20 protein-coding genes are annotated in these 20,300 nt (G+C 59.2%); 7 read left to right on the forward strand and 13 right to left on the reverse strand.

All coding sequences use genetic code 11. From position 1 onward, the window contains the following. Position 1 precedes the first annotated feature (1 nt). Both rho and N4A58_RS05430 read right to left on the reverse strand, forming a co-directional pair. Positions 2-1,273, reverse strand: a complete 1,272-nt coding sequence (rho, locus tag N4A58_RS05425) for a transcription termination factor Rho (RefSeq protein WP_293708282.1) — start codon at positions 1,271-1,273, stop codon at positions 2-4. 126 nt (positions 1,274-1,399) lie between these two features. Beyond that, a complete protein-coding gene (locus N4A58_RS05430) occupies positions 1,400-1,849 on the reverse strand; it encodes a CopD family protein (RefSeq protein WP_293708283.1) in 450 nt (149 codons plus the stop codon). 396 nt (positions 1,850-2,245) lie between these two features. On the opposite strand from N4A58_RS05430, the gene N4A58_RS05435 reads away from it, so the two are divergent. The 4 genes from N4A58_RS05435 to dnaQ are packed head-to-tail and all read left to right on the forward strand — an operon-like array spanning position 2,246 to position 4,995. Beyond that, positions 2,246-2,845 (forward strand): Maf family nucleotide pyrophosphatase, encoded by a 600-nt coding sequence (locus N4A58_RS05435; protein WP_293708309.1) that lies wholly within the window; start codon positions 2,246-2,248, stop codon positions 2,843-2,845. Further along, positions 2,842-3,675 carry a shikimate dehydrogenase gene (locus N4A58_RS05440; RefSeq protein ID WP_293708284.1) on the forward strand — a complete coding sequence of 278 codons (834 nt, stop codon included), beginning with the start codon at positions 2,842-2,844 and terminating at the stop codon, positions 3,673-3,675. Before N4A58_RS05435 ends, N4A58_RS05440 begins: the two co-directional genes overlap by 4 nt. Beyond that, positions 3,672-4,265: a dephospho-CoA kinase gene (coaE, locus tag N4A58_RS05445; protein ID WP_293708285.1), complete on the forward strand. Its 594-nt coding sequence runs from the start codon at positions 3,672-3,674 to the stop codon at positions 4,263-4,265. The genes N4A58_RS05440 and coaE overlap by 4 nt, the downstream gene beginning before the upstream one ends. Next, entirely contained in the window at positions 4,258-4,995 is a 738-nt protein-coding gene (gene dnaQ / locus N4A58_RS05450) for a DNA polymerase III subunit epsilon (protein WP_293708286.1), read from the forward strand. The genes coaE and dnaQ overlap by 8 nt, the downstream gene beginning before the upstream one ends. Positions 4,996-5,002: 7 nt before the next feature. Here dnaQ and secB read toward each other — a convergent pair whose 3' ends face one another. Both secB and N4A58_RS05460 read right to left on the reverse strand, forming a co-directional pair. Further along, complete coding sequence (secB, locus tag N4A58_RS05455) at positions 5,003-5,497, reverse strand: protein-export chaperone SecB (RefSeq protein WP_072708944.1); 495 nt, start codon at positions 5,495-5,497, stop codon at positions 5,003-5,005. Between the two features lie 61 nt (positions 5,498-5,558). After that, complete coding sequence (locus N4A58_RS05460) at positions 5,559-6,113, reverse strand: FxsA family protein (RefSeq protein ID WP_367176716.1); 555 nt, start codon at positions 6,111-6,113, stop codon at positions 5,559-5,561. Between the two features lie 55 nt (positions 6,114-6,168). Between N4A58_RS05460 and N4A58_RS05465 the strand changes: the two genes are divergently transcribed. Genes N4A58_RS05465 through N4A58_RS05475 form a run of 3 tightly spaced genes read left to right on the forward strand, consistent with a single transcriptional unit; the run spans position 6,169 to position 8,497 of the window. Beyond that, positions 6,169-6,837, forward strand: coding sequence for a Tim44/TimA family putative adaptor protein (locus tag N4A58_RS05465; RefSeq protein WP_293708287.1), 669 nt, complete (start codon positions 6,169-6,171; stop codon positions 6,835-6,837). Between the two features lie 20 nt (positions 6,838-6,857). Then, positions 6,858-7,874, forward strand: coding sequence for an MltA domain-containing protein (locus tag N4A58_RS05470; protein ID WP_293708311.1), 1,017 nt, complete (start codon positions 6,858-6,860; stop codon positions 7,872-7,874). Then, complete coding sequence (locus N4A58_RS05475) at positions 7,871-8,497, forward strand: Smr/MutS family protein (protein ID WP_293708288.1); 627 nt, start codon at positions 7,871-7,873, stop codon at positions 8,495-8,497. The genes N4A58_RS05470 and N4A58_RS05475 overlap by 4 nt, the downstream gene beginning before the upstream one ends. Here the strand turns inward: N4A58_RS05475 and hslU are convergent, their stop codons facing one another. The 9 genes from hslU to N4A58_RS05520 all read right to left on the reverse strand — a co-directional run bounded on the left by hslU (position 8,498) and on the right by N4A58_RS05520 (position 20,293). Further along, complete coding sequence (hslU, locus tag N4A58_RS05480) at positions 8,498-9,805, reverse strand: ATP-dependent protease ATPase subunit HslU (protein ID WP_072708949.1); 1,308 nt, start codon at positions 9,803-9,805, stop codon at positions 8,498-8,500. A gap of 72 nt (positions 9,806-9,877) precedes the next feature. Next, on the reverse strand, positions 9,878-10,438 hold the full coding sequence (gene hslV, locus N4A58_RS05485) for an ATP-dependent protease subunit HslV (protein ID WP_176852424.1): 561 nt from the start codon (positions 10,436-10,438) through the stop codon (positions 9,878-9,880). A gap of 76 nt (positions 10,439-10,514) precedes the next feature. Next, the gene (gene trxA / locus N4A58_RS05490) at positions 10,515-10,835 is read right to left on the reverse strand and encodes a thioredoxin (protein ID WP_072708953.1); all 321 of its coding nucleotides are present in this window, start codon (positions 10,833-10,835) and stop codon (positions 10,515-10,517) included. Positions 10,836-10,892: 57 nt separating this feature from the next. Then, positions 10,893-14,249: a double-strand break repair helicase AddA gene (addA, locus tag N4A58_RS05495; protein WP_367176719.1), complete on the reverse strand. Its 3,357-nt coding sequence runs from the start codon at positions 14,247-14,249 to the stop codon at positions 10,893-10,895. Between the two features lie 5 nt (positions 14,250-14,254). Beyond that, positions 14,255-17,212 carry a double-strand break repair protein AddB gene (gene addB / locus N4A58_RS05500; protein WP_293708290.1) on the reverse strand — a complete coding sequence of 986 codons (2,958 nt, stop codon included), beginning with the start codon at positions 17,210-17,212 and terminating at the stop codon, positions 14,255-14,257. Further along, the gene (locus N4A58_RS05505) at positions 17,199-17,891 is read right to left on the reverse strand and encodes a nucleotidyltransferase family protein (protein ID WP_293708291.1); all 693 of its coding nucleotides are present in this window, start codon (positions 17,889-17,891) and stop codon (positions 17,199-17,201) included. Before N4A58_RS05505 ends, addB begins: the two co-directional genes overlap by 14 nt. Beyond that, positions 17,888-18,832 (reverse strand): phosphotransferase, encoded by a 945-nt coding sequence (locus tag N4A58_RS05510; RefSeq protein ID WP_293708292.1) that lies wholly within the window; start codon positions 18,830-18,832, stop codon positions 17,888-17,890. Before N4A58_RS05510 ends, N4A58_RS05505 begins: the two co-directional genes overlap by 4 nt. Next, positions 18,829-19,290: a tRNA (adenosine(37)-N6)-threonylcarbamoyltransferase complex ATPase subunit type 1 TsaE gene (gene tsaE, locus N4A58_RS05515; protein WP_293708293.1), complete on the reverse strand. Its 462-nt coding sequence runs from the start codon at positions 19,288-19,290 to the stop codon at positions 18,829-18,831. The genes N4A58_RS05510 and tsaE overlap by 4 nt, the downstream gene beginning before the upstream one ends. Beyond that, positions 19,274-20,293, reverse strand: a complete 1,020-nt coding sequence (locus N4A58_RS05520; protein WP_293708294.1) for a PAS-domain containing protein — start codon at positions 20,291-20,293, stop codon at positions 19,274-19,276. The genes tsaE and N4A58_RS05520 overlap by 17 nt, the downstream gene beginning before the upstream one ends. Positions 20,294-20,300 lie beyond the last annotated feature (7 nt).

The raw sequence follows: 20,300 nt of genomic DNA on the forward strand, positions 1-20,300 counted from the left end.
CTTAGGTGTTCATCGAGTCGAAGAACTCGGAGTTTGTCTTGGTTTGCTTGAGTTTGGAAATCAAGAATTCGATACCGTCTGTGGTCCCCATCGGGTTGAGGATACGGCGCAGAACGAACGTCTTGGCCAGATCGACCTTGTCGACCAGCAGGTCTTCTTTGCGGGTACCCGACTTGAGGATGTCCATCGCAGGGAAGACGCGCTTGTCCGCAACTTTGCGGTCCAGAACGATTTCGCTGTTACCGGTGCCCTTAAATTCTTCGAAGATGACTTCGTCCATCCGGCTGCCGGTATCGATCAGCGCAGTCGCGATGATAGTCAGCGAGCCACCCTCTTCGACGTTACGCGCCGCACCGAAAAAACGCTTGGGACGCTGCAGGGCGTTGGCGTCCACACCACCGGTCAGAACTTTGCCCGACGACGGGACGACGGTGTTGTAAGCGCGGCCGAGACGAGTGATCGAGTCCAACAGGATCACAACGTCGCGCTTGTGCTCGACCAGACGCTTGGCTTTTTCGATCACCATCTCGGAAACGGCCACGTGACGGGTCGCAGGTTCGTCGAAAGTCGAGGAGATAACCTCGCCCTTCACGCTACGCTGCATGTCAGTGACTTCTTCCGGGCGTTCGTCGATCAGCAGAACGATCAGATAGCACTCAGGGTGGTTCTTTTCGATGCTGGAAGCGATGTTCTGCAACAGAACGGTCTTACCAGTCCGCGGCGGCGCAACGATCAGCGAACGCTGACCCTTACCGATGGGTGCAACCAGATCGATGATACGGGCGGAGCGGTCTTTGATGGTGGGATCTTCAATCTCCATCTTAAGACGCTCGTCAGGATAGAGGGGCGTCAGGTTGTCGAAGCTGACCTTGTGACGCGCACTCTCTGGGTCCTGGAAATTCACCTGCTCGACCGCGGTCAGCGCAAAGTAACGCTCGTTATCCGCCGGCGCCTTGATCACACCTTCGACGGTGTCACCGGTGCGCAGCGAATGCTGACGGATCATTTCAGGTGAAACGTAGATGTCGTCGGGACCAGACAGGTAGTTCGCTTCGGGCGAACGAAGGAAGCCGAAGCCATCCTGCAGAACCTCAAGAACACCTTCCCCACCGATCACCCAGCCGTCTTCTGCGTGCTCCTTGAGCAGCGAGAACATCATCTCGCCTTTGCGCATGTTCGACGCGTTTTCGATTTCCCACTCTTCGGCCATCGCCAACAAGGATTTGGGGCTCTTGGCTTTGAGTTCAGAGAGGTTCAGACGTTCATCGGTCATAGGTATACCCTTTGCCGCCCGCGATCGGGCCAAGGTCAAAGTTATTTTCTTACACAGGAAAACCCCGACCAGGACTGGCCGTTGAACGCGACATAGGGGGGATTCCCCGTTGAGTCAATGAATCGCTTAGAACTTCACGATGACCGAGAAGACGATCACCAGCATCAGAAGCGTCGGAACCTCGTTCATTAGACGATAAGTCCGGCCATCCCGAGAGTTCTTCGCCGCGACGAAATCCTTGCGGCGATATCCCAGCCAATGATGGAACCAGGTCATTCCCAGCACACTCGCAGCCTTGGTCCAAGGCCAGACGCTGGTCCAGTCCACGATCCCCGGTGTGAACACCAAAGCCAAACCAAAGATCCACGTCGCGATCATGGCTGGGTTCATGATGTAGCGGAACAGCTTCAGCTCCATGGTGGTGAACAGCTCGTGAGTCTCGCCGTCCTGCCCCACGCGTTCCGCGTGATAGACGAACAGTCTTGGTAAATAGAACAACCCCGCCATCCAGGACATGACCGAGACCACGTGAAGCGATTTTGTCCAAGGATAAACACTAGCGAGCAGATCGAGCATGGGCGGGTTCCTTTCTGATTAACTCTCTTAAATAAAATATAAGAATTAAAAGGAAGATGTATTTGAAGAGTCAGCAGACTCTGTGGATTGTTTCCTTTCCCCCATGGTTTTGCACAGTGAACAAGAGTCCCACAGGGGGTGTGAGGGAATCACTTAAGCCCAATAAAATCTCAGGATTCCTTGCGAGAATCCGAAAATCCGAGTCCTGTGGGAATCGGTGGATAACTCGTGGGAAAGTTGGTTATCCACAGAGTCTGATTTATCCTTATCCGTGGGGGTAAAAAGAATATGAGCCAGACTCATAAACCCGAAACTATCGACAGGCCCGCTCAGGGGCTTTATCCGTCCCCGAACCCCTACAGGGATTTTACGGCAGACTCTCACAAGGTTATCCACATGCAGGATCGCATCATTCTTGCGTCAGGATCGGACATCCGCGCGCAGCTTCTTCGCAATGCAGGGCTCGAGGTCGAGGTCATCCCCGCCCGCGTCGACGAAGAGGCCATCCGCGCCGCGCTGGAGATGGAAGAGGCCAAACCCCGCGACGTCGCGGACGCATTGGCCGAGGCCAAAGCGCGTAAGATTAGCGCCAAGCATCCGGACGCGATCGTCATTGGCTGCGATCAGGTTCTCGCGATGGGCACTCAAATCTACGCCAAGCCCGCCACACCAGAGGACGCCCGCGCGCAGCTTATGGCGCTCCGCAATCAGCCGCATCAGCTACTCTCTGCTGCGGTGCTTTACAAAGACGCAGAGCCAAAGTGGCGCCATGTGGGCGTTGCGCGTCTGCGGATGCACAATTTCTCTGATGCCTATCTTGACGACTATTTGTCGCGGAACTGGGAAAGCGTTCGCCACTCTGTGGGGGGATACAAACTCGAAGAGGAGGGTGTGCGCCTCTTTTCGAGTGTTCAAGGCGACTACTTTACGATTTTGGGTTTGCCGCTGGTCGAGCTTCTGGCGTATCTCGGAGTGACAGGGAGCATCGCATCATGAGTAAGCATTCGATACCTTTGGCCGGTGTCATCGGAAACCCCGTCGCGCACAGCCTGTCCCCCCGTCTGCATGGCCATTGGCTGCAGCGCTACGGGATCACAGGTCACTATGTGCCGCTCGAAGTGCATCCCGATGATCTGGTCGAAGCGTTGGGAGCGATGGGCCGCATGGGCTTTGTCGGGGCCAACGTCACGATCCCGCACAAAGAGACGGTGCTGCGTCTGGCGGATCAAGTCACGGACCGCGCGACCCTGATTGGGGCGGCGAACACTCTGACCTTCCGGCCGGACGGCACGATCTTTGCCGACAACACAGACGGCTATGGCTTTATCGAGAACCTGCGCCAGAATGCGACCGACTGGGACCCGCGCAGCGGCCCTGCCGCTGTCATCGGTGCAGGCGGCGCAGCGCGCGCTGTTGTCGTCGCCCTGCTGGATGCGGGGGTGCCTGAAATCCGGCTAACCAATCGCACGCGCCTGAGGGCCGATCAGCTGAAGTCTGAATTCGGGGGTCGTATCGTCGTGTACGACTGGGCCCACATGAACGGTATGCTCAATGGTGCGACTACTCTGGTCAACACCACCTCTATGGGGATGGAGGGGCAGCCACCGCTCAAGATCAATCTTGATGAATTGGATCCCAATGCGCTGGTTACAGACATCGTTTATACGCCGCTGATCACCCCCTTGCTCGCGTTGGCGCAGGACTATGGCTACCAGACTGTCGATGGCCTTGGGATGTTGCTCCACCAAGCGGTACCAGGCTTCCAACGCTGGTTTGGTCAGCGCCCCGAAGTGGACGACGAACTGCGCAACGTGGTTTTGGGATGACTTATCACCTTGGCCTGACCGGTTCGATCGGCACAGGCAAAAGCACGACTGCACAGATGTTTGCGGATCTAGGATGTGCGGTTTGGGACGCGGATGCTGCAGTTCATCGGATTTACGATGTGGGTGGCACAGCGGTTGCCCCTCTTTGGGTGGTCTTTCCTGACGTCATCGTTGATGGCGTGGTTTCGAGAACAGCTTTGCGTGAACATCTGTCTGATAATCCAAATGATTTCAATCTGTTAAACGATATTGTACATCCTCTGGTGGCAGCAGACCGCGCGGTGTTCAAAGATACCTGCGATGCTGATATCGCAATATATGACATTCCTCTGCTCTTCGAAAATGGGACCGAGGCAGAGTTGGACGCTGTCTGCGTCACCACTGTTGATGCCAAAACCCAGCGCACACGAGTGCTGGCGCGCGGCACCATGACGGAAGAGCAGTTCGAACAAATCAAATCCCGTCAGATGTCTGATGCCGACAAACGCGCACGCGCTGACTATATCATTGAGACGGATACGCTCGACCATGCGCGCCAGCAGGTCGAAGCCATCGTGACCAAGATCAGAGGAGAGTTGTTGCGTGCGTGAGATCGTGCTCGATACCGAAACCACAGGTTTTGATCCCGAAAAGGGAGATCGCATCGTCGAAATCGGTGCGGTGGAACTTCTGAACCACATGCCCACGGGCAACACCTATCACCAATACATCAATCCCGAACGCGGGATGCCGGACGAAGCGTTTGGCGTGCATGGGATCGGCCCCGACCTCCTAGACAGCCCACGCCCGCCCAAGGATGGTGAGGTCACTCTCAGGGACAAGCCGGTGTTCAAGGCAGTTGGCCAGTCTTTCTGGGACTTCATCGGTCAGGACTCGATCCTCGTGATCCACAATGCCAGCTTCGATATGAAGTTCCTGAACGCTGAATTGCGGTGGATGGGTCTGCCCCAGATCCCGATGGAGCGGTCGTTCGATACTCTGGCGATGGCGCGCAAGAAATTCCCTGGCTCGCCGGCGACGTTGGATGCTCTTTGTCGCCGTTTTGGCATCGATAACTCGAACCGGACTCTGCACGGCGCTTTGCTTGACTCTGAAATTCTGGCCGAGGTTTATCTGGAACTTCTGGGGGGACGTCAGCCTGATTTCGGACTGGCAGAGACCTATCGTGGAGATCGCGGCGGTTCAGGGGCCGAGGAATGGCGGCCCCGCCCGCGTCCAAATCCGCTGCCTTCGCGGATTTCAGAGCAGGAAGCCGCCGCCCACTCTGCCTTTATCGACAAATTGGGCGACGACGCGCTTTGGAAAAAGCTCGGCAGCTAAGCTGCAATTAGGCGTCGGCCTTCTGTGCGGCCTGCGCCTGCATCTGTGCCAGCTGCTGGCGGTACAGAGCGACGAAATCGATGTTTTCGAGGTTCAGCGGAGGGAAGCTGCCATCGCGGGTCACGTCGCTGATGACGCGGCGTGCAAACGGGAACAGCTGACGCGGGCACTCGATCAGCAAGAAGGGGTGCATCTGGTCTTCGGGCACACCCTCGATGTGGAAGACACCAGCATATTCTAGTTCAACGTGGAACAGGGGCTGACCGCCTTCTTTGGTCTTGGCGTTGACCTTGGTCTTCATGATGACTTCGTACTGGTGCTCTGCCTGGCGCTTTTTCACATCCAGACCGACGTTCACGCTAACCTCGGGGGTGGTGTCGCCCGACGCGCCCTTTTGCGCGAGAATGTTCTCAAAGGACAGGTCGCGAACGTACTGCGCCAGAATTTGCATTTTCATTTGGGGGGCGGCGTTCTGTGCGCCTGCCTCGGGTGTATCAGTCATTTTGAAGGTCTCCCTGGGAATTTTATCTCGGTAACGGGCTTATCATCCGCTGTATTGATGCTCAATGGCGCGTCCAGCCAGATGGCCCTTGGTTTTCTGGGCCACTTGGTCCGGATGATTTAGGCGCATTTTCGTCCACCACTTCGTAATCGACAACGATCGTTTCCGATCGAAATCCACCGCCGGACTGTCCGCGTGAGCGATGTTCCTGCATTTTGTGTTTGATCTGCTGGAAGATGACACTTCGCACGCCTGGGATCAGGAACAAAATGCCGGTGATGTCCGTGAAAAAGCCGGGTGTCAGGAGCAGCGCGCCTGCGAACAGGATCATGGCCCCGCTGGCCAGATGTTCAGAGGGATCCTGCATATTATTGATAGAGTTCTGCAAATCACGCAGCACGCCGCGCCCCTCGGTCTTGACCATATAGGTGCCGACGACCGCCGTAAGCAGCACGATTGCCAGCGTTGGCCACAGCCCGATCAGACCTCCGACCTGAATGAACAGGCCGATCTCGATCAGAGGGACCAGCACAAACGCCAGGAATAACCACATTGTTAGAACCTTTCCGGTAATAGAGTTTCTGGGGGTCAGTGGACTTGACCCTGTCAGTGACATACATAGGTGCTGACACGGGATCATGCTACGGTCCCCGTTTAAGAACGAGGAATAGATGGAATCTCCGATCGTGCAGCTTTTGGTCCTTGCCGCTATTGCCGTGTTTCTGATCCTGAGGCTCAGAAGCGTGCTTGGCACGCGTGAGGGGTTTGAAAAACCGCCGCTCCCGCGCACAGAGCAGCCTGAAGCCGCTGCGAAATCGCGCCACTCTTTCGAAGTCATCGAAGGGGGCCCCGACCGCGACATTACAGACCATGTGCCCGAAGGCAGCGCGAGCGCAGATGCGCTGACCGCGATGAAACGTGCAGAGCCGTCTTTCTCGGTGCACGAGTTCTTGTCCGGCGCGCGTGCAGCTTATGAAATGATCCTGATGGGTTTCGAGCGCGGCGATCTGAACGAAATTCGCCCCTTCTTGTCCGAGGACGTGGCCGAAAGCTTTGCCAGCGTGATCGATCATCGTGCGGACCAAGGTCTGACGATCGACGCGACGTTCGTGGGCATCCGTGAGCTGCAGTTGGTCGAAGCCACATTTGACGAAGCGACCCAAGAAGGTGAAGTCACCGTGCGCTATGTCGCCGATCTGACATGGCAGGTGCGCGACGCGGACGGCGTCGTGATCGAAGGCGACGAAAAGCAGATCAAGCGTCAGAAGGACGTATGGACCTTTGCCCGCAAGATGGGCGCGGACGATCCGAACTGGCAGCTGGTGGCAACTGGCGAATGATCCGCAAGGCGCTGGCCGTCATGTTGGCGCTGCTCCCTTGGTGGGCCGCGCCAGCACACAGCGGGGAACCTGTGAACCGACTGCTTGAATTTTCAGAACTGGATGGATGGGCCGAGGATGATCATGCCGCGGCCCTTGATGCTTTTCTGAACACCTGCGGCGATATCAACGGATCCGACTGGACGAGCCTGTGCTCTTTGGCGCGTGCGCACCAAGACGCGCCGCGCACATTCTTTGAACTCTTCTTCCGCCCCGTGATGATCGAGGACGGAAACGACCCGCTATTCACCGGTTATTTCGAGCCGGAACTAGATGGTTCTCGTGTGCCAACTGGCCGCTATCGCTATCCCCTCTACCGCATGCCGTCCGAGGCCAAGCAGATTTCGCCTTGGGCCACACGCCGCCAGATCGAAGAGGGTGATTTCATGCGTGGCCGCGGTCTGGAACTTGTCTACGTCGACGATCCGGTTGAGGCATTCTTCCTGCAGGTCCAAGGGTCTGGCCGCGTGAAACTGCGCGGTGGCGGGGCCATGCGCGTGGGCTATGCTGGCCATAACGGTCACGAGTATCGCTCAATCGGTCAAGAACTGGTGGCGCGCGGCGTCTTTAACCAACATCAGGTTTCTGCGCAGGTGATCCGCGAGTGGGTGCGCCGCAATCCGGCCGAGGGCCGTGAACTGCTATGGCATAACCCCTCTTTCGTCTTTTTCCGCGAAGTGAGCCAAGTGCCCGCGCATATGGGGCCCCTCGGGGCGATGAACCGGTCGATCACTGCGGGGCGCAGTATCGCGGTCGATCCAGCCTATGTGACCCTTGGTGCGCCCGTCTGGGTCGAGAAGGATGGCCATATGCCCTTGCGCCGCCTCATGATCGCTCAGGACACAGGGTCCGCGATCAAGGGCGCGCAGCGTGCAGATATCTTTGTCGGGACGGGAGACAAGGCGGGTGAAATCGCCGGAACCATGAAAGACAACGGCCGCATGGTCGTTCTGATGCCGATCCAACGGGCCTACGCGAGCCTTGCGGAGGAGCTATGAGCCGCCGCCGGAAACTCAGCGATGAAGAGCGGGAATTGTGGGATCAGGTGCGTCGCACTGCGGACCCCCTGCACCCCACGCGCAAAGCTGAACCAGAAGATCAGGCCGAATGGCTTCCTCATCCTGTCCGCAAGGCGCCGAAAAAGCCTCTAGAGGATGTGCCGACGCCTCCTCCGCTCGAGCATTTCACCATTGGAATGAAAGCGAAAAAGGGCAAACACAAGCTCGGCCAGCACCTGAGTCCGGCGATCGAGGACGAGGTCGCAGGCGCCCCGCTGAACATGCACAAGAAAACCCATTCGCAGATGAAGCGCGGCAAGCTGATGCCAGACGCGCGGATCGACTTGCATGGGATGACCTTGGCACAGGCGCACCCTGCCCTCGTCGGCTTTGTCATGCGAAATCACGCGGCGGGGCATCGGCTGGTTTTGGTGATTACGGGCAAGGGCAAGGTCAAAGAGACCGACAGCCCCATTCCTGAACGTATCGGCGCGCTGCGCCATCAGGTGCCTATGTGGCTGCAAATGAGCCCACTATCCCATCTGGTCTTGCAGGTGAGACAAGCGCACCTCCGCCACGGGGGCGGAGGCGCATATTACGTGTATCTGCGGCGAACCCGCTGATTACAGGACGTAGCGGCTAAGATCGGCGGACTCGGCCAGCTCGCCCACATATTTCCGAACGTAATCCGCATTGATCGTGATCAGCTGTTCCCCGAGATCGGGCGCGACGAACGACAATTCCTCAAAAACACGCTCCATCACCGTATACAGCCGACGGGCCCCGATATTTTCGACGCTGCGGTTCACCTCTGCGGCGATGCGCGCGATCTCAGCAATGCCGTCTTCGCTGAACTCGATAGTGACGCCTTCTGTCTTCATCAAGGCGGCGTACTGGCGGGTCAGTGCATTGTCGGTTTCGGTCAGGATGCGAACAAAATCTGCCTCTGTCAGAGCGTTCAGTTCCACGCGGATTGGCAGACGGCCCTGCAATTCAGGCAGCATGTCGGACGGTTTCGCAATGTGGAACGCGCCGGAGGCGATGAACAGAATATGGTCCGTCCGCACAGCGCCGTATTTGGTGCTAACAGTGGTGCCTTCGATCAAGGGCAGCAGGTCGCGCTGCACGCCCTCGCGACTGACATCGCCACCACGGGCGTCAGAGCGGGCGCAAACCTTGTCGATCTCGTCTAGGAAGACGATGCCATTTTGCTCGACCGACTCCAGTGCAGCGCGCTTGATCTGTTCATCGTCTAGCAGTTTGTCGGCCTCTTCGCCCATCAGCAGCTCGTAGCTGTCTGCCACGGTGACGGTCTTGCGGACTTTGCGTTGGAAGGCTTTGCCGAACATCTCGCCTAGGTTCATCATGCCCATCTGGCTGCCGGGTTGCCCGGGAATATCCATCATCCCGCCAAAGGGGCTTGCAGTGTCTTCAATCTCGACGGTGATTTCCTTGTCGTCCAGCTCGCCTGCGCGCAGCTTCTTGCGGAACATCTCTTTGGTGCTCTCGCGGGCGTCCTCACCTGCAATCGCGGCCAAAACACGTTCTTCGGCAGCTTGGATAGCACGTGATTTCACGTCTTCGCGCATATACTCGCGGACGGTGACGATCGCGGCATCCATCAGATCGCGGATGATCTGTTCCACGTCGCGGCCCACATAGCCGACCTCGGTGAACTTGGTCGCTTCGACCTTGATAAAGGGAGCACGGGCCAGTTTCGCCAGACGGCGGCTGATCTCGGTCTTACCAACGCCGGTGGGTCCGATCATCAGGATGTTCTTGGGGTACACCTCGTCCTGCAGGGCAGATGGCAGGTGCTGGCGCCGCCAACGGGACCGCAGGGCGACCGCGACGGCCCGCTTGGCTTCGGCTTGTCCGATGATAAACCGGTCAAGCTCGCTGACAATCTCGCGCGGGGTTAGGTCGGTCATAGGGGTCTCCTGGATGTCATTCTTGGGCCAGACATAGGCGCTGGCCCACGGTGGGAAAAGGGGTGGATCCCCTTAACCCTTCAGGGTTTCGATGGTCAGGTTGCCGTTGGTAAAGACGCAGATGTCGGCGGCAATCGCCATTGCGCGCTCGGCGACCTCTTGGGCGGACAGATCGGGGTTGTGGGACAGACCGCGCGCCGCCGACAGGGCGAACATCCCGCCCGATCCGATGGCCGCGATGTCATGCTCGGGCTCCAGCACGTCGCCTGCGCCGGTGATGACCAGCAACTCTTTGCCGTCGCTGACGATCAGCATCGCTTCCAGCTTTTGCAGGTACTTGTCAGTGCGCCAATCCTTGGCCAGTTCCACGCTGGCGCGAGCCAGCTGGCCGGGGGTGGCTTCGAGCTTTTTCTCCAGACGCTCCAGCAGGGTGAACGCATCTGCGGTCGAGCCTGCGAAACCCACGATCACGTCATATCCGCCGGGGGACAGGCGGCGCACCTTGCGGGCGGTGCCCTTGATCACGGTGTTGCCAAGGCTCACCTGACCGTCGCCCGCGATGCAGACTTCGCCGCCGCGGCGCACGCCGATGATGGTGGTGCCATGCCAGCCGGGGAATTCGTTATCAGCCATGAAATCTACCTCGTGTCGCATAAGAAAAAGGGCGCCCTATGGCGGACGCCCCTATGTATTCCGAGTGATCGTTAGATCAGATCGACTCGTTGATCCAAGCTTGCAGAGCCGCCTTGGGGGCTGCGCCAGCGCGGTTCGAAACGACTTCGCCGTCTTTGAAGATGAACAGCGCGGGGATGCCGCGAACACCCAGCTGGGCTGCCATGCCCGAGTTCGAGTCAACGTCGACTTTGACGACTTTGATTTTGCCTTCCATCTCGGTCGACAACTCTTCCAGAACGGGGCCGATCATCTTGCAGGGGCCACACCATTCTGCCCAGAAATCCACGACCACGGGGATGTCGGACTGCTTGACTTCGGTGTCAAAGGTTTCGTCGGTGACGGCTACGGTGGCCATGTCTGTAACTCCTACGGAATGCGGTTGAGCGGAACGTAAGTGCGCGGGCTCGGGGCGTCAAGCAACCCCGACCCGATTCAACGCCTCACGAAGTGTTGTGTCCGGTATCGTCATAAGCACAGCACTTGCCGTCCATAGCACCGAAACACGGATGTCTCGGCCTGGATAAATCTGCCGTAACCCTTCGGAATAAGCGGCCATTTGGCGCAAAATCGCTTCGGGGGTCTGGTCTGCTGACTGGGGTAAGGTGCGGTGGGTTTTGAAGTCGATGACCTCGATGAAATGATCCGTCACGATCAGGCGATCCACGATCCCGTGCAAGGTTTGGCCATTGATTTGGGCAGTCAAGGCAACCTCTGCCAAGGTGTCCGGTGCAAAGACGTACTGCAATGCGGGGTGCTCGAGCACCGAAATGGCCTCTCCTTCGGCCAATGCAGCCAGCGCTCCGTCCTTGCCGGTCATCAGCCGCGCGCTGATCTCTTCCCACCGGTCGCGGGGATGGTCAGGCAGCACTTCCAGCAGCTGGTGTACCATGCTGCCATATGTTTTGGCGGTTTCTTCGTCCTGCCCCTCTCCGCGCAGGGCCTTGGCCCCACCCAGATCAGAGCCGATCAACGGGCGTGGTGGCATCACGGGCGCATCAGGCACCATGCGGGCATAGGGCGGCACATCGACGATCGCCTGTTCGGGCAATGGCACGTCGATCTGCGGCAAGTTCGTCCAATCCCCATGCTCCAGCCGCAGGCCGGGACCCGGCCCCAGATCGAAGCTGTGGGTCTTGGCCTCCATGTCCTGCATCGCGTGTTCGACAATGCTGTACCAGCTGTCGGGCCATTTACCCTTGTCCTTGGCACCCGCAACGATGAGCCACTTTTCGGCCCGCGTCATCGCCACATAGAGCAAACGGAAATTTTCGTCCGAAGTCCGCTCGACCGAGGCTTTGCTACGCTCTGCCATCTCTTGGGTGCGGGTCTGCGCGTTGCCGCCCCATGCATAGGCTGTGCCCATATCGAGCAGCTTTGGCGCGTCGGGGGCCTTGCGCTTGCCTGTGTCGGGCAGGATCACGATGGGCGCCTCTAGGCCCTTGGACCCATGCACCGTCATTACACGGATTTCGTCGTTTGCGTCGTCGATCTGACGCTTGATCACCAAGTCTTCGGTCTGCATCCACGTCAGGAAACCGGTCAGGTCGGGGACGTTCTGCTCCTCGTACTTCAAGGCTTGAGACAGCAGCGCGTTGATCCCATCCTCGGCCTCCGCCCCAAGGCGGGACAGCAGGTTATGGCGGCCGTTGTGGTAGGTCAGGATGCGTTCGATCAGGTCGAACGGACGCAAGAAGTCCGATTTGTCTCGCAAGTCCTTCAGGACTGCGGCGGTCGGATCGTCCAAGGATCGCCCGCGCAGATCTTGGTACAGGAACCGCCCCGGTTCACGGTGATGCGCCAGCGTATAGAGTTCCTGTTCCGTCCACCCGAACAGCGGCGAGCGCAGAGCCGTCGCCAGCGCTAGATCATCCTCTGGCAGCGCCAGAAACGCCAGCAAGGCCCCCAGATCACGCACCGCCAGTTCCGCGCCGACCTTCAGTCGGTCTGCCCCTGCGATGGGCAGCCCCTCGGCTTTGCACGCGCGGATGAGTTCAGAAAACAGTGCCCCTGCCCGCTTCTGTACAAGGATCAGGAAATCACCGGGCCGCACGGGGCGTAGGCCAGTGGTGCCCTTGGCCTCATCAGGCAGCAGCACCTTGTCATCCACCATGCGGCGGATTTCGCGGGCCACGTCGCGGGCCAGCAGGATTTCGGGCGACGATGCGCTGGTCCGGTCCACCGGATCGTACCAAGGCGTGTCGTCCTCTTTGTCCTTGTCCGCCTCGTAGAACGGCCACAGATCGACCCTCCCAGGGAGCGCCGATTTGAACGCACGGTGGGTGGCATCCTGCCCGACCTGCTTGGACAATGGGCCTTTAAAAACTTTGTCCACTGATCCCAGAACCGCGACCGAGGACCGGAAGCTGTATTCAAGCTCTAGTGACTGAAACAGCGCGCCGACAGTCTCTAGTTTACCCCTGAATTCATCCTGCATCCGGTCAAAGGCTTCGGGGTCCGCGCCTTGGAAGCTGTAGATCGACTGCTTCTTGTCGCCCACAACGAAAATGGTGCGCTCCACGTCGGACCGCGCGCCTTCGCCGCTGGTGAACTCTTGTGCGAGGGCTTCGATCACCGCCCATTGCTGCGGGCTGGTGTCCTGTGCTTCGTCCACCAGAATGTGGTCGATCCCGCCGTCCAGACGGTACAGGACCCATTGCGCCACCGCTGGATCGGTCAGGAGCATGCGCGCCTTGCGGATCAGATCGTCGAAATCAAGCGCGCCGCGCAGTTGCTTGGCGCTTTCGTAGCGGCGCAGGAAGTCGGCGGCGAAGTCGTGTAGGATCAGGCTCTTGCGGGCGGCCAACAGGGACAGGCGGCGAGCGCGGGTATCCTCAATCCGCAGCATCAGTGCGTTCAGGCGATCCATGAGGTGCGCGGCCCCGTTACTGCGCAGGGCTTTGGTGGGAAAGGCGTCAATCTTGGCTGTAAAGGGCTCTTTGGCCCCGGCACCCGTCAGCAGCATATTTTCCAGAACGTCAAAGGCATCGGCGTTGTCCACGTGGAACCCTTGCAGCTTGGCGCCTGCCTTGCTGTCATTCGCCCCCGATCCCAGCAGTAACGGGACTAATTCTCCGATCAATTCTGTCTCGCCGCCGATGAAGGCGTGGGCGCGCAGATCAGACTCGGTATATCCCGAGGGTAGATCAAAGGTCTGCCAGATTGCGTCCTGCCCTGGATGGTCGCGCAGGCGGTCCAGATGGCTGACAACGCTCGCGGTAAAGCCCCCAAGCATGCTCTCGTCCAGATGGTCAGCCACGCGGGCCAAGAGGTCCGGTACTTGCTCAGACATCTGTTCCAACACGTCGATGCGCAGAATCTCAGAGGCGCGTTCTTCCATCTCGGAAAAGCCAGGGCTGACGCCGGCCTCTAGGGGGAAACGCCGCAAAAGCCCCCCGCAGAACGAGTGGATCGTCTGGATTTTCAGGCCGCCCGGAGTCTCGATCGCGCGGGCAAACAGGGTGCGGGCGTGAGCCAAGCGTTCGGCGTTTATCTCGCCCGCTTCGCCCAATTCCTCGAGCTGTTGCTGCAAGGACGCAGCGTCCAGCATTGCCCACTCGCCGAGCCGCTTGAATAGACGGTTCTGCATCTCGGATGCGGCGGCCTTGGTGTAGGTGAGGCAGAGGATGTGCTGGGGTTCGACCCCTGTTAGCAGCAGTCGCGCCACGCGGTCAGTTAGAACACGCGTTTTGCCGGACCCTGCATTTGCGGCCAGCCATGTCGAATAGTGCGGGTTCGCTGCCTGCACCTGACGGGCGGTTGCGTCGTTCATCACGTTCATTCCAGCACCTCGGGATTGGTATCGTCCGTCGGCTCCCATTCGCCGTAGCGGGCCAGATGGTCGAAATCGCCTTCGAAATTCTCGTTCTTCACAGCGCGGCGCGAGGTATAACCCTTGTCCAGGTCGCGATAGGAGGACAGCAGGCTAAAGAACTCACCTTTCACTTTGTCTGTCGGGTCCTTGTCCAGCGGGGCAGCGGTTTCGTCCATGTCACGGAGAGAGATATAGATGGCGCTGGCGACGTCTGCTGGATCGATATCCTGAAACGCGCCCTCTTCCGCCATCATCGCCATCAAGAGCAGCTGTTTGTCGAAATAGGTCTGCTCTTTGTCCTTGGGTGCGCCGCCGGTTTTATAGTCGAACAGATGCAAGAGGCCTTTGTCGTCCTGATCAATGCGGTCGGCCTTGGCCGTCAGGGTGAAGTCCCCGACGTTGATCGACAGTTTGCCGGCAACCTCTCGGCCCAGTGTTTGCAGCCGTGTCTGGCGTTCGGATTCGGCCTTGATGAACCAATCGGCGAACTTCTCGATCCGGCCACGGTAGAAGGTTCGGGTGACGGTCCACGGGACCTCTTCCAGCAGTACACCATCAGCAATCTTCAGCAGGCGTTCGCGGTCTTCGGCAGTGCCTGTAACGGGCCCCGCTTTAGTGAATAACTCTAGCACGCGGTGCAACACAGTCCCGCGCAAGCGGGCGTCGGGGTCACGACCCAAAGGGTCCAGCTTGCGCAGGCGCAGTACATGCTTGGCGTAGATGGCGTAGGGATCTCGGATCAGGGTCTGGATTTCCGTCACTGACATCTGTCGTGGGCGCGCCTCGATCGGGGGGCACGGGCTGGGACGTTGTGCCCGTGGGAGGTCGCCCGGAATTTCCATAGCTTCGGCAAGCTCGACCCAATGGCGCCCGCGCTTGCGCATAGCGCCCAAGGCTTCTGCCCCGTTGATCATCGGCAGGCCTGACATCAGGTTCGTAAGGCGGTTCAGCCAGCGCGACGGCACGGTTTGCGCATCGTCCGAGCGAACCGCGCGGGTCAGCACCACCTCTGGCGCGGTGATCGCCTGTTGGAAGTCATGTGCGGCCAAGCCAATGTCCCGCTCTGGAAGGTTCAGCCCGACACGCGCGCGCATCGCGCGGTTCAGCCACGGATCTGGGCGCGGTGCGCTGGGCCACGAGCCTTCGTTCAAACCAGCAAGGATCATCACGTCGGCCCGCTCTACCCGCACATCGCGCGTGCCCCAAATGCTGAGCATGGGGTGGCCTGTGTCGCGGTCGCGGATCTCGGCACCGGTCAGGACTCCGTACAGCAGCCCGAAGTAGTCAAAGGCGGTGATATTGCCGCCCACATGCGCCTCGCGCCGGAATTCGTCGATCAGGGGTTTCGTCACGCGGCCTGCCGCATTTCGCCAGAGGGTCGAGCTTTCGCCCTCGGGACCTGCGACGATGCGGATTGTGCGCTCGATATGATCCTCGACATAGGATTGCAGAGGAGCCTCGCCGAAATCGGGCAGGGTCAGGAGGTTGGTTATGATCCATTCGGCCCAGACCTCGGTGCCCTCTTCGCCTTTGTACTTTTTGGCGGTCCAGTCGCGCAGCCACGCAGGGTCTGGATAGGCGACGCCCTTGCGCCGGATTTCCAATTCCATGTCACGGGTACGGCGTAGGTGGTTGCCGCGCGGATCTTCTTCTTGCAGGTGACCAGAGTGGGTCAGCGGATGTTTCAAGATGCGTAGCAGGTCGTCAGCACTGACCCGCGTGCCATACAGTTCGGCCACTTGGCGCAGAATCCGGCCCGGTGGGGATAGCGGTACCAGATCGCCCTTGGAATCGTCTGGGATCAACTCCCAGCGGTCGAGGGCCGCTTTGACCATCCGGTTGAGCACTGGATCAGAGCTGATGAGAGCCGCAGTGCGCCCATGCTCTAGAGCGTCTCGCATGACCAGTGCGATCGCGTTCGCTTCGGTACGAGGGTCAGGTGCCTCCAGCAGGGTCAGACCATCAGCGGCAGCGTGTAGGTCTGGCAAGCGTGGACCTTCTTCGAGCCACGCATCCGTCACGGGTGCAGGCCGCAAAGCAAGTGACACAAGCTTGTTTCGTGTCTGATTTTGGCGTGCAATCTGGGTCCAGATTGGCACATCTGAGTGTGTAAAACCCAGCATCCGCATCAGGTTGCGGAAGCGGAACTGCGGGTGGTCCTCGGCTGTTAGGGCATCGTTCATGTCGGCCCAGACCTTGGTAGGCAGGTCGTAGTCAAATCCGGGAAGGACAATCGCGCCTTGGGGCAGACCTGCTACAAGCCTCATGAACTCGGCCGTCGCCCCCCGCGAGCCAGTAGAGCCCGCGATGATGACAGGGTGTTGGGGGACGTTCTCTTGCCAGTAGGTGTCTAGCGCTTCGACAATCATGCGCTGACGGCCAAGCCTGTCCGGCTGTGTTGCGCTGTTTTCCAAGAATTGTTCGACGATCTGAACAAAGGCTAGTGCGCGTTGCCAATGTCCCGATTGGTCCGAGACATCTAGCTCCTGTAGGCGCTGGGGATCGACCCCTTCGGACTGCATCTCATCCATGAGTGCAGCGAGCGAGTCCGCAAGGGAAAAGAGTGCCGTTTGTGGGGCGATCTCCGGCGCGCTGATTAAGAGTTGGCGGATCAGCGTCACCAGTTCCAGCCGCTTGCGCAGAGCGGGCACAGCAGGCGGCATCGGGTCTGGGCCCGGCAAATCCGCAAGCTCGCCGATCAGGCGGATGCGCGGCAGCAGGCGAGCGCCACGCTCGTCGAAGACCTCTTGCATCCTGCGCTTCATCCGCGCGGTGTTCACGTACACCTCGACGCGGGCCTGTTCATGGGGTGGTAGGCCATCCAGCCGATCCATCAGCCCAAGTGTGAATTCTCGCGTGAAGTCTGCCCCCATGGGCAGGCCGAAAACACGAGGGCCGTCGGTCGGGTCAAACAGAGCCATGAGTCTCCAACATTTCTTCGGCTAGGGTGATACCAGCAGGGTGGCCCACGTCGCACCAATGGCCAGCGTAGGGCAGGATGTATAAACGTTCGCGGTCGATCATGTCTGACCAGAGCACGTTTAGCGAAAAGGCATCTTCGGCGATGTCCCATAGGCCGCCGGTTTTGATAATCTGCACACCGCTATAGACCAGTCCCGGGCCGCGCTGGGCGGGACCATCTGCGGTGGCAATGAAGTCGCCGTCGCCCTTGTGCCCCAGAGCGTTTTCCTTTGGTAGGCAAAGCAGCAGCGCATCCATGCGATCAGGGTCCCAAGCTGCATCAAGTTGTGTCAGAGGGTTCGGCCCCGCCCACACGGCATCGGTGTTCAGGGTCATGACGGTCTCTTGGCCAAGAAGCGGCAGAGCGTTTCGCAATCCTCCGCCCGTATCCAGAATATCGGGTGCCTCGTGGCTGATTGCGACGTCGCGACCCGTCAGATGGTCGGCAATTTGACCGCCTAGGTAATGGGTGTTCACGACGGTTCGGCCACCGCCTGCTTCAGAAACCAGAGCAAGAGCATGATCGAGCAGTGCTTTGCCCGCGACCTCGACCAGCGGCTTGGGGCGGGACTGGGTCAGTGCGCCCATGCGCGTGCCGAACCCGGCGGCAAAGAGCATTACTGGGAAGCGCAGGGTCATGCTGTGGCCTCCAGCCAAGGGGTGAGGCACCGGGCGACCTCTGACAGATGGGGATGAGAGAGGTTCCGTTCGAGGTTCGCGCGCACCCGCGGCACGAAATCGAGGTAGCGCGTCTTGCCATCGCGGGCGGCCAAACGCGCAAATATTCCCAGAATGCGCAGTGCGCGGCTCGTACCGTATAACGCATATGCTGCGTAAAAGTCGGTGCTGTCGCAGTCCGTCTCGGCCATGTAACGGAAGGTCATCTCTTGCTCTATCGCCGGATCAACATCCCGCCGAGCATCCTGCAAGAGCGAGACCAGATCATAGGCCGGATGCGCGGCCATTGCATCTTGGAAGTCGAGTAGGCCAGCGGCTTGGATGCCCGCAGCGTCCCTCAGCATCAGGTTTTCGGCGTGGTAATCGCGCAGCATCGTCACTCGGGGCATCCGGTCAAAGGGGCGCGCCGCCTGTCTCAGTGCGTTGTTCAGTGGCTTAGCCAATCTGAGGTCGGGCAAAGGCTTGGCCGGGAGTGCCCACTCAAAAATCAGCTCTGCCTGCGCGGCCATCGTCTTGCCGTCATAGGGCTGCAACCCATCCATCGCGGGGATCCGAGACAGGTGGATCAGGACGTCGGTCGCCAAAGCATACAGAGATGTGGCTCGGTCCGGTGCTTGGTCCGCGATGTCAGCGAACCGATAGGCACCGAAGTCTTCGGTTAGTAGCAGACCCTGATCTGGCTGAGCGGCGAAAATCTGAGGGGCCGCCAAGCCGCTCTGGCGCAAATAACGAGCTACCCGCGCAAAGGCAGACGTGCTGCCGTCTTGGGGGGCCTGCATCAGAATGGCAGTCTCTTGTTTGCGCTGTAGGCGGGAGTACTGGCGTGCAGAGGCATCGCCCGTCATCGGACTGATTTGCGCATTTTGCCAGCCTGCGAGGGTGAGGAATTCGGTGACGCTCATGACACCGCCTCGATTTTCTGACCCCACCGCGGATCGGTCCAGCTGAGCACCGCAGTGCGCGCTTGTAGGTCGTCAGAGACATCTAGCGTGATTTTTAAGGCTGCCTCTGGAGTTTCGTCACCCATCCGATCTGGCCATTCGATCAGGCAGATTGCGGTCTCGAACGCCTCTTCTAGTCCGAGTTCAATCGCTTCGTCAGGATGGCTCAGGCGATAGAGGTCGCTGTGCCAAATTTCACAATCCGGCCCATCATAGACCTGCACGATCGTAAAGGTCGGTGACGGGATATCTTCTGGCTCGGGCAGCAGGGCCTGAATCAGGGACCGCGCGAAGTGTGTTTTGCCTGCGCCAATCGGGCCTTCGAGCAGGATGATATCGCCCGCGCTCAGCTGCGGGGCAAAGCGCTCTGCCAGGTCCTGTGTGTCCTCGGGACTGCGAAGTTCAAATAGCTTTTCCATCGGTTGCGAAGATGGACCGAGCGCCGTCCACCTGCAACCTGCTCTGCGCAGTTTCGAACAGAGAATCCATCGCGTCCTGTCGCAAGAACCGCAGCATAGTTCCGCCGCCAGTCACAGGGTTCACGCGCACCGAGTAGCTGTCGCCGTCAAGGAAGGCCGCATCAAAGCTCCATTCATTGCGGTGATCCAGCTGTTCAGAGAACGCGGCGAGCTTGCCCCAGTTCGCGTTCAGAGTGGTTTGTGCCTTCCAACGGCTGATGGCGTCGTTCATCTTGCCGACAGATCGTGCCTCGGGGGTGCCCCAACGTTCCTTGAATGCGCGGTTAGAGAATGACAGATGACCGGTGCCGGAAAAGACGCATAGCGGTTCGTCGATGCTGTTGAGGATGCATTCGTTCTGTCGGACGCGGGCACGGATGCCGCGCGTTGCGCTCAACTCGTTCGAGATATCCTCGATCATAAGGGACATGTTCCCGTTGCGCAGGGATTGCGCTGTCACGCGGTAGGTCAGGCCGGATGGCAGGCTCCACAATTCTTCGAGCAGGTCCGGAGCATTATTCCCAAGCTGCATGTATTGATTGCGCCACTTTGCGTAGTCCTTCGGTTCCGGCAATATACCTTGGGTGCGCAGCTGGTCAAAGAAGTCAAACAGGCGTGGACGCTTAGTCAGCAGATCAAGCGGCAAGCTCGACAGTTCCATCAGGGCAGGGTTGAACAACACCATTCGACCGTCCTTGTCGAAAATGGCGATCCCGACTGAAAGATGGGCAATCGTCTTGGTCAATGTTTGTAGCAGGGCACCCCCAAGAGCCTCGGGGTTTTGTGCAATCGCAGTGTCGGACAAATCATCCGTTGGATGATCACCGGACGCGCTTTTCTGACCGGGCTTCTCCGGCATTTCTTTGTTGTGCGTGGCAATCAAAATTGCCAAAGCGGCTAATGCGCCCGCCAGGAGCGAAGAGGCCACAAGAACTAGTACAAGATGCGGTGGCAACGGTGGCATGTAACTC

Source organism: Donghicola sp., assembly GCF_025210255.1.
GTDB classification, from domain to species: domain Bacteria; phylum Pseudomonadota; class Alphaproteobacteria; order Rhodobacterales; family Rhodobacteraceae; genus Donghicola; species Donghicola eburneus.

Coding starts and splice junctions, on each gene's coding strand:
- N4A58_RS05520 (WP_293708294.1), bottom strand. CDS start 20,293: ATGCCACCGTTGCCACCGCATCTTGTACTAGTTCTTGTGGCCTCTTCG.
- rho (WP_293708282.1), bottom strand. CDS start 1,273: ATGACCGATGAACGTCTGAACCTCTCTGAACTCAAAGCCAAGAGCCCC.
- N4A58_RS05465 (WP_293708287.1), top strand. CDS start 6,169: ATGGAATCTCCGATCGTGCAGCTTTTGGTCCTTGCCGCTATTGCCGTG.
- N4A58_RS05440 (WP_293708284.1), top strand. CDS start 2,842: ATGAGTAAGCATTCGATACCTTTGGCCGGTGTCATCGGAAACCCCGTC.
- N4A58_RS05475 (WP_293708288.1), top strand. CDS start 7,871: ATGAGCCGCCGCCGGAAACTCAGCGATGAAGAGCGGGAATTGTGGGAT.
- tsaE (WP_293708293.1), bottom strand. CDS start 19,290: ATGGAAAAGCTATTTGAACTTCGCAGTCCCGAGGACACACAGGACCTG.
- hslU (WP_072708949.1), bottom strand. CDS start 9,805: ATGACCGACCTAACCCCGCGCGAGATTGTCAGCGAGCTTGACCGGTTT.
- N4A58_RS05460 (WP_367176716.1), bottom strand. CDS start 6,113: ATGTCACTGACAGGGTCAAGTCCACTGACCCCCAGAAACTCTATTACC.
- coaE (WP_293708285.1), top strand. CDS start 3,672: ATGACTTATCACCTTGGCCTGACCGGTTCGATCGGCACAGGCAAAAGC.
- addB (WP_293708290.1), bottom strand. CDS start 17,212: ATGGCTCTGTTTGACCCGACCGACGGCCCTCGTGTTTTCGGCCTGCCC.
- N4A58_RS05510 (WP_293708292.1), bottom strand. CDS start 18,832: ATGAGCGTCACCGAATTCCTCACCCTCGCAGGCTGGCAAAATGCGCAA.
- N4A58_RS05435 (WP_293708309.1), top strand. CDS start 2,246: ATGCAGGATCGCATCATTCTTGCGTCAGGATCGGACATCCGCGCGCAG.
- N4A58_RS05505 (WP_293708291.1), bottom strand. CDS start 17,891: ATGACCCTGCGCTTCCCAGTAATGCTCTTTGCCGCCGGGTTCGGCACG.
- N4A58_RS05470 (WP_293708311.1), top strand. CDS start 6,858: ATGTTGGCGCTGCTCCCTTGGTGGGCCGCGCCAGCACACAGCGGGGAA.
- hslV (WP_176852424.1), bottom strand. CDS start 10,438: ATGGCTGATAACGAATTCCCCGGCTGGCATGGCACCACCATCATCGGC.
- addA (WP_367176719.1), bottom strand. CDS start 14,249: ATGAACGACGCAACCGCCCGTCAGGTGCAGGCAGCGAACCCGCACTAT.
- secB (WP_072708944.1), bottom strand. CDS start 5,497: ATGACTGATACACCCGAGGCAGGCGCACAGAACGCCGCCCCCCAAATG.
- N4A58_RS05430 (WP_293708283.1), bottom strand. CDS start 1,849: ATGCTCGATCTGCTCGCTAGTGTTTATCCTTGGACAAAATCGCTTCAC.
- trxA (WP_072708953.1), bottom strand. CDS start 10,835: ATGGCCACCGTAGCCGTCACCGACGAAACCTTTGACACCGAAGTCAAG.